General features: G+C 72.2%; 7 protein-coding genes and 3 pseudogenes. 2 read left to right on the top strand and 8 right to left on the bottom strand.

The window, feature by feature from the left end; genetic code table 11:
* The 8 genes and pseudogenes from pyrF to pyrR form a co-directional block, all read right to left on the bottom strand.
* Positions 1-567 (bottom strand): annotated as a pseudogene (pyrF, locus tag AC2W7J_RS10610) (orotidine-5'-phosphate decarboxylase); the annotation flags it as partial.
* Entirely contained in the window at positions 564-1,547 is a 984-nt protein-coding gene (locus AC2W7J_RS10615; RefSeq protein ID WP_255183579.1) for a dihydroorotate dehydrogenase, read from the bottom strand. The pseudogene pyrF and the gene AC2W7J_RS10615, both read right to left, overlap by 4 nt.
* Positions 1,544-2,443 carry a dihydroorotate dehydrogenase electron transfer subunit gene (locus tag AC2W7J_RS10620; protein WP_485982326.1) on the bottom strand — a complete coding sequence of 300 codons (900 nt, stop codon included), beginning with the start codon at positions 2,441-2,443 and terminating at the stop codon, positions 1,544-1,546. Before AC2W7J_RS10620 ends, AC2W7J_RS10615 begins: the two co-directional genes overlap by 4 nt.
* A complete protein-coding gene (carB, locus tag AC2W7J_RS10625) occupies positions 2,440-5,742 on the bottom strand; it encodes a carbamoyl-phosphate synthase large subunit (RefSeq protein ID WP_485982327.1) in 3,303 nt (1,100 codons plus the stop codon). The genes AC2W7J_RS10620 and carB overlap by 4 nt, the downstream gene beginning before the upstream one ends.
* Positions 5,742-6,902 (bottom strand): glutamine-hydrolyzing carbamoyl-phosphate synthase small subunit, encoded by a 1,161-nt coding sequence (gene carA, locus AC2W7J_RS10630; protein ID WP_255183582.1) that lies wholly within the window; start codon positions 6,900-6,902, stop codon positions 5,742-5,744. Before carA ends, carB begins: the two co-directional genes overlap by 1 nt.
* Positions 6,899-8,221 (bottom strand): dihydroorotase, encoded by a 1,323-nt coding sequence (locus tag AC2W7J_RS10635; RefSeq protein ID WP_485982328.1) that lies wholly within the window; start codon positions 8,219-8,221, stop codon positions 6,899-6,901. The genes carA and AC2W7J_RS10635 overlap by 4 nt, the downstream gene beginning before the upstream one ends.
* Positions 8,218-9,192 (bottom strand): aspartate carbamoyltransferase catalytic subunit, encoded by a 975-nt coding sequence (locus AC2W7J_RS10640; RefSeq protein WP_485982329.1) that lies wholly within the window; start codon positions 9,190-9,192, stop codon positions 8,218-8,220. Before AC2W7J_RS10640 ends, AC2W7J_RS10635 begins: the two co-directional genes overlap by 4 nt.
* A complete protein-coding gene (gene pyrR / locus AC2W7J_RS10645; protein WP_421008403.1) occupies positions 9,189-9,770 on the bottom strand; it encodes a bifunctional pyr operon transcriptional regulator/uracil phosphoribosyltransferase PyrR in 582 nt (193 codons plus the stop codon). The genes AC2W7J_RS10640 and pyrR overlap by 4 nt, the downstream gene beginning before the upstream one ends.
* Before the next feature lie 196 nt (positions 9,771-9,966).
* Here pyrR and AC2W7J_RS10650 point away from each other — a divergent pair.
* Positions 9,967-10,462: pseudogene (locus tag AC2W7J_RS10650) on the top strand (ATP-binding cassette domain-containing protein); the annotation flags it as partial.
* A gap of 3 nt (positions 10,463-10,465) precedes the next feature.
* Positions 10,466-10,833: pseudogene (locus AC2W7J_RS10655) on the top strand (methionine ABC transporter ATP-binding protein); the annotation flags it as partial.

Consider the following 10,833-nt stretch of genomic DNA (forward strand, 5'->3'; position numbering starts at 1 on the left):
GCCGGCGACCGAGCGCCCGTCGCCAGCCGCGCGTGCTGGACGCTCGCCCCCTCGGGGTTGGAGGTCAGCGCGAGGACGAAGACCCCCGCGACCGGTCGCGTGGGCGAGGTCGATCGCCGGGCGCAGCGAGCCGTAGCCGAGATAGGGGCTCAGGGTGATCGCATCGGCCGCGGCCGGTGCGTCCTTGCCGAGGAAGGCCTCGCCGTAGGCGTCGACGGTCGTGCCGATGTCGCCGCGCTTGACGTCGAGGAGGGTCAGGGTGCCGGCGTCACGCAGGTCGGTGAGGGCCCGCTCGAGGATGGCCACCCCCTTCGCCCCGAAGACCTCGAAGAAGGCCGACTGGGGCTTGACCGCGGCCACCGAGCCACCGAAGGCCTCGACGCAGGTCATCGTGAAGCGCTCGAGCCCGGCGAGGTCGTAGGTCAGCCCCCACGACTCGACGAGGGCCCGGTGCGGGTCGAGGCCCGCGCACAGCGGACCGTGCTCGTCCATCGCGGCCCGCAGGCGCTTCCCGAACGTTCCCTGAGGTGCGACGGAGTCGCCTCGAAGGGTGGTCTCGGTGCTCATGGCGTGAACCTCTCGTGGGCGATGCCGACGACGTCGGCGAGACGGGTGAAGCCACGCTCTGCGACGAGCGCTTCGAGCTCGCGACCGACCCGCTCGGGGGCGGTCGGGTCGTTGAAGGCCGCGGTGCCGACCTGGATCGCGCTCGCACCGGCGGCGACCAGCTCGAGGGCGTCACGGCCGCTGCGCACTCCCCCGACACCGACGATCGGTGCGGTCTTGATCCGCCCGGCGCGCATCGCACCGGCGACCTGCCACACCGCGCGCACGGCCATCGGGCGGATCGCCGGGCCGGAGAGCCCTCCGGTCGCGGCGATGAGGTGCGGCCGCAACCGGTCGACGTCGATGGCCACCCCGAGGGTGGTGTTGATCATCGTCAGGCCGTGGGCGCCGGCCTTGAGGACCGTGTCGGCGATCTCGACGATGTCGGTGACGTCGGGGCTGAGCTTCGCGAGCATCGGCAGGCCCCGCGGGACCTCCTCTCGCACGAGGGTCATCACCTTGTGGGAGCTCGCCGGGTCGCACGCGAAGACGAGCCCGCGGTTGGCGACGTTGGGGCAGGAGATGTTGACCTCGATGGCGGCCACCGCGCTCGCGTAGCGGCTGCGCACGACGGCGCGGGCGACGCCCGCGAACTCCGAGGCGGTGTTGCCGGCGATCGAGACGACGACACGCGCACCGATCGAATGCAGCCAGGCGAGGTCCTCGTCGACGAAGGCCTGCACCCCCGGGCCCTGCAGGCCGATCGAGTTGAGCATCCCGGAGGGCGTCTCGGCCATGCGGGGCGTGCCGCGCCCGGAGACCGGCTGGGCCTTGACCGACTTGGTGACGAAGGCACCCAGCTGGGCGACGTCGATGAAGCGGTGCATCTCCCGGCCGTTGGCCGCGCACCCGCTGGCGGTCATCATCGGGTTGGGCAGGCGGACCCCGGCGAGGTCGACGGACATGTCCACAGGCGAAGGGGGTGCAGCGGGCGTGGTCATCGGGCCTCCTTCGGGGCGCCGACGGCGTCGGCGGGCACGTGGCACAGGCCGTCCTCGAAGGCATCCCAGCGCACGCGGTCGCCGCGGAAGACCGGGCCCTCGAGGCAGCTGCGGACCATCTTGGTCGTGCCCTGGGCATCGCTCACCGGCATGACGCAGGTCATGCAGATGCCGACACCGCAGGCCATGGCCTCCTCGACGGCGACCTGGGCGACGATGCCGTGGTCGGCGGCGATGTCGCTCATCGAGCGCAGCATGCCCATCGGGCCGCAGCCGTAGAGCACACCGGCCCCGGTGCGGGCGATGAGGTCGGGCAGCACGTCGGAGACCCAGCCCTGCGTCCCGGCGGACCCGTCGTCGGTGGTCACGGTGACCCCGTCGGCGACGCGGCGGGCCTCGACGACCCCGAAGAGCCGGTCGGCGGAGGCGGCCCCGAGGACGATCTCGACCGGGCAGCCGCGCTCGCGCAGCTGCTCGGCGAGCCAGAAGAGCGGCGCGGAGCCGTAGCCACCGCCGACGAGGATGCACGGCACCGGCTGCGAGGGCAGCGGGAAGCCGCGACCCAGCGGGCCGACGACGCTCACCGACTCCCCCGGCTCCAGGGCCGTGAGGACCTGGGTGCCGGGGCCGTGGGCGGCGACGACGACCTCGGTCGTGCCGCCGTAGGTGCCGACCGGGCTGACCCGGTGGATCGAGAAGCTGCGCCGCAGCAGCATCGAGCTCGTGCCGTCACCGACGGCGAGCGCGACGAACTGCCCCGGTCGGGCGATCTCCGCCAGGCCGGGCGTGACGAGCGTCAGGTGCCGGTAGGCACCGACCGCGACATTGCCGAGGACCTCGGCCTCGACCTGGACGACGCCCGCACCCTCGCGGGCGGCGACGGTGCGGGCGGTCACCGCCGGACCCCGTAGAGGTCGAGGTCGCGCGCGTGCTCCTGCAGCGGCTTGACCCGCAGCTCGCCGTGCATCCGCGCCTCGATGGCCTGGACCGCGGCGGTGAGCTGCTGGACCGTCGTGACGATCGGCTTGTCCATCGCCGTCGTCGCCGCGCGGATCGCGTAGCCGTCGGCCCGGGCGTGCTGCCCCGACGGGGTGTTGAAGACGATGTCGACGTCGCCCGCGAGGATCCGGTCGACGATGCTCGACTCCCCTTCGCCGCGCTCGGAGTGCTTGGTGACGACCTCGCACTCGACGGCATTGCGGCGCAGCACGTCGGCTGTGCCCTCCGTCGCGAGGATCGTGAAGCCGAGGTCGGCCAGGCGCTTGATCGGGAAGATCATCGCCCGCTTGTCGCGGTTGGCGACGGAGACGAAGACATTGCCGCTCGTCGGCAGGCCGCTCGCCAGCGAGCCGAGCTGGCTCTTGGCGAAGGCCGCGCCGAAGTCGGCGTCGATGCCCATGACCTCGCCCGTGGAGCGCATCTCAGGGCCAAGGAGGGAGTCGACGACGTCGCCCTCCTTCGTCCGGAAGCGCTTGAAGGGCAGCACGGCCTCCTTGACCGACATCGGCGCGTGCGCCGGCATCGAACCACCGTCGGCATCGCGCGGGAGCATGCCCTCGGCCTTGAGCTCGGCGATGCTCGCGCCGAGCATGACGCGGGCCGCGGCCTTGGCGAGCGGTACGCCCGTGGCCTTGGCGACGAAGGGGACGGTCCGCGAGGCGCGCGGGTTGGCCTCGAGGACGTAGAGGACGTCCTGCGCCAGGGCGAACTGCACGTTCATCAGGCCGCGCACGCCGATTCCCTCGGCGAGGGCGAGGGTCGCCTCGCGGACGCGCTGCAGCTCGGAAGTGCCGAGCGTCGCCGGCGGGAGGGTGCAGCTGGAGTCACCGGAGTGGATGCCGGCCTCCTCGATGTGCTCCATGATCCCGCCGAGGTACATCTCGGTGCCGTCGTAGAGCACGTCGACGTCGATCTCGATCGCGTCGTCGAGGAAGCGGTCGACGAGGATCGGGTGCTCGGGGCTGGCGATCGCCGCCCGGGTGACGTACTCCGAGAGGGTCGCGTCGTCGTAGACGATCTCCATGCCGCGGCCACCCAGGACGTAGGACGGCCGCACGAGGACCGGGTAGCCGATCTCGCGGGCGATCTCGACGGCCTCCTCCGCGCTGAAGGCGGTGCCGTGCTTGGGGGCGTTGAGCCCGGCCTCGTGCAGGACCCGGCCGAAGTGGCCCCGGTCCTCCGCCAGGTCGATCGCCTCGGGCGAGGTGCCGACGATCGGCACACCCTCGGCCTTGAGCTGGCCGGCCAGGCCGAGAGGCGTCTGCCCGCCGAGCTGGACGATGACGCCGGCCACGGGTCCGGCCTGGGTCTCGGCGTGGATCACCTCGAGGGCGTCCTCGAGGGTGAGCGGCTCGAAGTACAGGCGGCTGCTCGTGTCGTAGTCGGTCGAGACCGTCTCGGGGTTGCAGTTGACCATGACCGTGTCGTAGCCGGCATCGCGCAGGGCGAAGCTCGCGTGCACGCACGAGTAGTCGAACTCCACGCCCTGGCCGATGCGGTTGGGGCCCGAGCCGAGGATGATGACCGCCGGCCGCTCGCGCGGCTCGACCTCGGTCTCCTCGTCGTAGGAGCTGTAGTGGTAGGGCGTGCGCGCGGCGAACTCCGCGGCGCAGGTGTCGACCGTCTTGAAGACCGGGCGAACCCCGAGGGCGTGCCGGACCCCGCGCACGACGGCCTCGTCCATCCGGCGCAGCCGGGCGATCTGGGCGTCGGAGAATCCGTGCCGCTTGGCCAGGCGCAGCACCTGCGGGTTGAGCTCCGGGGCGTCGTGGACCTGCTGGGCGACCTCGTTGATCAGCTCCATCTGGTCGAGGTACCAGGGGTCGATCTTCGTCGCCTCGTGCACCTCCTCCACCGACAGGCCGGCACGCATGGCCTGCTGGACCTGGACGATCCGCCCGTCGGTCGGCACCTTCGCCGCCTCGAGGAGGGCGCGGCCCTGCTCGAGCGTCGGCTGGTCACCGTCCCAGTGGAAGGCGGCGCCCGAGCGCTCGGCGGAGCGCAGCGCCTTCTGCAGGGCCTCGGTGAAGTTGCGTCCGATGGCCATCGCCTCGCCGACGGACTTCATCGTCGTCGTGAGGGTCGGGTCGGCGGCCGGGAACTTCTCGAAGGCGAAGCGCGGCACCTTGACGACGACGTAGTCGAGGCTCGGCTCGAAGGCCGCGGGGGTCTCCTCAGTGATGTCGTTGGGCACCTCGTCGAGGGTGTAGCCGATGGCCATCTTCGCCGCGATCTTCGCGATCGGGAAGCCGGTGGCCTTCGACGCCAGCGCCGAGGAGCGCGAGACGCGCGGGTTCATCTCGATGACGATCATCCGGCCGTCGGCGGGGTTGATCGCGAACTGGATGTTGCAGCCGCCGGTCTCGACCCCGACCTCGCGGATGACGGCGATGCCGACGTCACGCATGCGCTGGTACTCGCGGTCGGTGAGGGTCAGGGCGGGGGCGACGGTGATCGAGTCACCGGTGTGCACGCCGACCGGGTCGAAGTTCTCGATCGAGCAGACGACGACGACGTTGTCCGCCGTGTCGCGCATGACCTCGAGCTCGTACTCCTTCCACCCGAGGATCGACTCCTCGAGCAGCACCTCGGTCGTCGGGCTGTACTGCAGGCCGGCGCCGGCGATGCGGCGCAGGTCGGTCTCGTCGTAGGCGAAGCCCGAGCCCAGGCCGCCCATCGTGAAGGAGGGACGCACGACGACCGGGTAGCTCAGCTCCTCGGCGGCCGCGAGGCACTCGTCCATCGTGTGGCAGATGACCGAGCGGGCCGACTCGGCGCCGCAGCGCTCGACGACGCCCTTGAAGCGCTCGCGGTCCTCGCCGAGCTCGATGGCCTCGACGCTCGCACCGATGAGCGGGCAGCCGTACTTCTCGAGCACGCCGGCCTCGTGGAGCGAGATCGCGGCGTTGAGGGCCGTCTGGCCACCGAGGGTGGCGAGCACGGCGTCGGGGCGCTCGCGCTCGATGATCTTCTCGACGACCTCGGGGGTGATCGGCTCGACGTAGGTCGCGTCGGCGAACTCCGGGTCGGTCATGATCGTCGCGGGGTTGGAGTTGACGAGGATGACCCGGATGCCCTCCTCGCGCAGGACGCGGCACGCCTGGGTGCCGGAGTAGTCGAACTCGCAGGCCTGGCCGATGACGATCGGGCCGGAGCCGATGACGAGGACGCTGGAGATGTCGTCGCGCTTGGGCATCAGGCCTGCGCCTCCTTCGTGCTGAGCAGGTCGGTGAAGCGGTCGAAGAGGTAGGCGGCATCGTGCGGGCCGGCCGCGGCCTCCGGGTGGTACTGGACGGAGAAGCCGAGCAGCCGGCCCCCGTCGTCGTGCAGCTCGAGACCCTCGACGACGTCGTCGTTGAGGCACACGTGGCTCACGGTGGCCCTGCCGAAGGGGGTCTGCGTCGCCTCGTCGAGGGGCGCGTCGACGGCGAAGCCGTGGTTGTGCGCGGTGACCTCGACCTTGTTGGTCGTCCGGTCGAAGACCGGCTGGTTGATGCCCCGGTGGCCGTACTTGAGCTTGTAGGTGCCGAAGCCGAGGGCCCGGCCGAAGAGCTGGTTGCCGAAGCAGATGCCGAAGTACGGCAGCCCCCGGCGCAGCGCCTCCTGGAGCAGCTCGACCTGGTCACCGGCGGTCGCCGGGTCGCCGGGGCCGTTGCTGAAGAAGAGCCCGTCCGGGGAGACCGCCAGCACGTCCTCGATCGTCGCCGTGGCCGGCAGGACGTGCACCTCGATGCCGCGCTCCGCGAGGCGGGTCGGGGTCATCGTCTTGATGCCGAGGTCGAGGGCCGCGACGGTGAAGCGCTTGTCCCCCTTCGCCTCGACGACATAGGGCTCGCTCGTGCTCACCTGGGCGGCGAGGGCCGAGCCGGCCATCTCGGGGGCCGCGGTGACTCGCTCGAGCATCGCGGCGTCGTCGGTCACGGCCTCGCCGGAGAAGATGCCGACCCGCATGGCCCCGCGCTCGCGCAGGTGACGGGTCAGGGCGCGGGTGTCGATGCCGGCGATGCCGACGACACCCTGCGTCGTCAGCTCGTCCTCGAGGGTGCGGCGCGAGCGCCAGTTGCTCGGGCGTAGCGCGGGGTCGCGCACGACGTAGCCCGCGACGTGGATGCGCGAGGACTCGTCGTCCTCGTCGTTCCACCCGGTGTTGCCGACGTGCGGGGCCGTCATGACGACGACCTGGCCGCGGTAGCTCGGGTCGGTGAGGGTCTCCTGGTAGCCGGTCATGCCGGTGCTGAAGACCGCCTCGCCGACGGTCTCGCCGACGGCCCCGTAGGCCGTGCCGGCGAAGGTGCGCCCGTCTTCGAGGACGAGGACGGCCGGTGCGGTGTCACCGGTGCTGCTGTGCGTGCTCAATTGCTGACCTCTCCGTCGGCGGCCGTGACGCGGCCGCGCAGGATCGTCGTGCGGACGCGCCCGGTGAGGGTGTGCCCGGCGAAGGGGGTGTTGCGGGACAGGGAGTGCGACGCGGCCGGGTCGACGGTGATCCGGTCGGTCGGGTCGACGAGGACGAGGTTGGCGGGGGCGCCCACCTCGATCGCGCGACCGTGGTCGGTGAGGCCGGCGATGCGCGCCGGCGCGTGGGACATCCGCTCGGCGAGGGTCGCCAGGTCGATCCGACCCGAGTCCACCATGACGTCGTGGACGACGGCGAAGGCGGTCTCCAGGCCGAGCATGCCGAAGGCCGCGTCGGGGAAGGCGTGCTCCTTGTCGTGGCGGGCGTGCGGGGCGTGGTCGGTGGCGACCGCGTCGATCGTGCCGTCGGCGAGGGCCTCGCGCAGGGCCTCGACGTCCTCGGCGGGGCGCAGCGGCGGGTTGACCTTGTAGACCGGGTCGTAGCCGGTGAGCAGGTCGGTCGTCAGCACGAGGTGGTGCGGCGTGACCTCGGCGGTGATCCGGGCGCCGCGGCGCTTGGCCCAGCGCACGGCCTCGACGCCCTCGGCCGTCGAGACGTGGGCGACGTGCACCCGGGAGCCGGTGTGCAGAGCGAGCTCGGCGTCGCGGGCGATGATGCTCGACTCGGCGACGGCGGGCCAGCCGGTCAGGCCGAGCCGACCGCTGAGCTCGCCCTCGTGGCAGCAGGCCGCCGGGCCGGCGAGCGCCGGGTCCTGGCTGTGCTGCGAGATGACGCCGTCGAAGGCGCGCACGTACTCGAGCGCCCGGCGCATGACCCGCGCGTCGTGGACGCAGCGGCCGTCGTCGGAGAAGACGCGCACCCGGGCGCGGGAGCGGTGCATCAGGCCGAGCTCGGCGAGCTCGGCGCCCTCGAGCCCCTTGGTCACCGAGCCGATCGGCTGCACGTCGCAGTGACCGGCGGCGACTCCGAGGTCGAGCACGCGCTCGGCGGCCTCGGCGGTGTCGGTCACCGGGCTCGTGTTGGCCATGGCGAGCACCGCGGTGAATCCGCTCGCGGCGGCCGCGGCGGAGCCCGTCGCGACCGTCTCGGCGTCCTCGCGACCGGGCTCGCGCAGGTGGGTGTGCAGGTCGACCAGACCGGGGGCAGGAGGGGCGAGGCCGTCGCCGTCGACCCCGGGTGGGTGTCGGTGGCCGGCACCTGCCGCGGCGTCGGCTCCGACGGCTGCGATGACGCCGTCGCGGACGAGGACGTCGGCGGTCGTCGCGCCGAGCAGCGAGGCACCGGTGATGAGCAGGTCGCGGGTGTCGAGGTCGCTCATGCCGCGCCCCCCTTCGTCGTCGGGCCGGAGGCCAGCAGGTGGTAGAGGACGCTCATCCGCACGGCGACGCCGGAGCTCACCTGGTCGAGGACCAGGCTGCTCGCCGCGTCGGCCGCGTCGGCGGCGATCTCGAGGCCACGGTTCATCGGGCCGGGGTGGCAGATGACCGCCTCGGGGTTGGCCGCCGTCAGCGCGGCGAGGCGGTCGCGGGTCAGGCCGTAGCCGACCGTGTACTCGCGGGCCGTGGGGAAGAAGCCGCCGGACATCCGCTCTCGCTGCACGCGCAGCATCATCAGCGCGTCGACCCCGGAGGCGATGACCTCGTCGAGGTCGTCGCTCAGGGCGAAGCCCTCGGCCTGCGCCCACGCGGTCGCGCCGCTCGGCATGAGCGTCGGCGGGGCGACCACGGTCACCTCGGCACCCAGGCGGGGCAGGGCCAGCACGTTGGAGCGGAAGACGCGGCTGTGCGTCACGTCGCCGACGATCGCGACCCGCTTGCCCTCGAGCGAACCCAGCCGGCGCTCGATCGTGTAGGCGTCGAGCAGTGCCTGCGTGGGGTGCTCGTGGGTGCCGTCGCCGGCGTTGACCACGCTCGTCGGCGTGCCCGACTCGTCGAACCACCGCGCGACCTGGTGGGCCGCACCGGAGGCCTGGTGGCGCATGACGATCGCGTCGACCCCCATGGCCGCGATGGTGCGCACGGTGTCGCGGAGGGACTCCCCCTTCGACGTGCTGGAGCCCTTGCCGGTGATGTTGATCGTGTCGGCACTCATCCACTTGCCCGCGATCTCGAAGGAGGAGCGGGTGCGGGTGGAGTCCTCGAAGAAGAGGTTGATGACGGTGCGCCCGCGCAGGGTCGGGATCTTCTTGACCTCGCGGTGCTGCACCTCGTGCATCTCGGCGGCGGTGTCGAGGACCGCCCGCAGGGCGTCGTCGTCGAGGTCGGCGACGGAGAGCAGGTGGCGGGTCATCGCTCACCACCCCCGGAGATCGTCACCGCGTCATCGACGCCGTCGTGCTCCGCCAGGCGCACGGTGACCCGCTCGGCCTGGGAGGTCGGCAAGTTCTTGCCGACGTGGTCCGCGCGGATCGGCAGCTCGCGGTGGCCACGGTCGACGAGGACCGCCAGCCGCACCGCGCGGGGGCGGCCGTAGTCGGCGAGCGCGTCGAGGGCCGCGCGCACGGTGCGGCCGGAGTAGAGCACGTCGTCGACGAGGACGACGATCCTGTCGTCGACCCCGGAGGCGGGGAAGGTCGTCTGCTGCGGCGCCCGCGTGGGCCGCGCGCGCAGGTCGTCGCGGTACATCGTGACGTCGAGGGAGCCGACCGGCACGGAGCTGCCCTCGATCTCGGCGACGAGGTCGGCGAGGCGGTGGGCGAGCTCGACGCCGCGACTGGGGATGCCGAGCAGGACGACGTCCGCGGCCCCCTTGTTGCGCTCGACGATCTCGTGGGCGATGCGGCGCAGCGCTCTGCCGACGTCGGAGGTGCTCATGACCTCACGGGCGGGCGGCTGCTGGCCGTCCTCTGGGGGCGTGTCCGGACACATGGGTGTCTCAAGACCTCCTTCTCTGCCTCACGGGACAGTGGTTAAAGGATGTCGATCGGCCCCGACTCTACCCGCGCCCAACCGCTCGGCCGAACCCGTCTCACCAACCCTGCATCACCCTAGGGTCGTGCAGGGTTGGGTTGGCCCAACTCTGCACGACCCTAGGGTCTTGCAGAGTGACGCAGGCGTTTTGCTTATGCGTTCCATAACTTCCTATTATGTTCCGGTGACCGACACCCCCGCTCTGCTCGACGTGCACGGCCTGCGCAAGGAGTTCGCCTCCGCCCGCGGCCCCGTCGTCGCCCTGGACGACATCACCCTGTCGATCCCCCAGGGCTCCATCCACGGCATCGTCGGCCGCTCCGGCGCCGGCAAGTCGACGCTCATCCGCTGCCTCACCGGGCTCGAGCAGCCGACCGCCGGGACCGTCGTCCTCGACGGCACCGACATCCCCGGCCTGCGCGGTGCCGAGCTGCGGGCGGCCCGTCGCCGCTTCGGCATGGTCTTCCAGCACGCCAACCTGCTCGACTCCCGCTCGGCCGCCGACAACATCGCCCTGCCGCTCGAGATCGCCGGCTGGTCGGCGGACGAGCGATCGGCCCGGGTCGCCGAGCTGCTCGACCTCGTCGGGCTCGCCGACCGGGCCGACAACCACCCCCGGTCAGCTCTCCGGCGGCCAGCAGCAGCGCGTCGGCATCGCCCGCGCCCTCGCGACCCGCCCCGACATCCTCCTGTGCGACGAGCCGACCTCCGCGCTCGACGCCGCGACGACCCGCCAGATCCTCGGGCTGCTGCGCGACCTGCGCGATCGCCTGGGCATCACCGTCGTCATCATCACCCACGAGCCCGCCGTCGTGCGCGAGGTCTGCGACGCGGTGACCCTGCTCGGCGAGGGCCGGGTCCTCGAGACCGGCAGCATCGGCGAGGTCGTCGCCGACCCCGCGGGCCGGCTGCACCGCGACCTCATCCCCCCTTCCCCCGCTCCCCCTCGGCCACACCGCCGGCTACGTCGAGGTCGCCCTCGGCGACTCCCGCGCGCGACGACGAGCTCGACGTCGTCCTC

This window comes from Janibacter sp. CFPM2_SD2 (assembly GCF_057364645.1).

Bases quoted from the DNA above. Each gene is read 5' to 3' on its own strand.
- AC2W7J_RS10635 (WP_485982328.1), bottom strand. From the start codon at position 8,221: ATGAGCGACCTCGACACCCGCGACCTGCTCATCACCGGTGCCTCGCTG.
- AC2W7J_RS10640 (WP_485982329.1), bottom strand. From the start codon at position 9,192: ATGACCCGCCACCTGCTCTCCGTCGCCGACCTCGACGACGACGCCCTG.
- pyrR (WP_421008403.1), bottom strand. From the start codon at position 9,770: ATGTGTCCGGACACGCCCCCAGAGGACGGCCAGCAGCCGCCCGCCCGT.
- AC2W7J_RS10615 (WP_255183579.1), bottom strand. From the start codon at position 1,547: ATGACCACGCCCGCTGCACCCCCTTCGCCTGTGGACATGTCCGTCGAC.
- carB (WP_485982327.1), bottom strand. From the start codon at position 5,742: ATGCCCAAGCGCGACGACATCTCCAGCGTCCTCGTCATCGGCTCCGGC.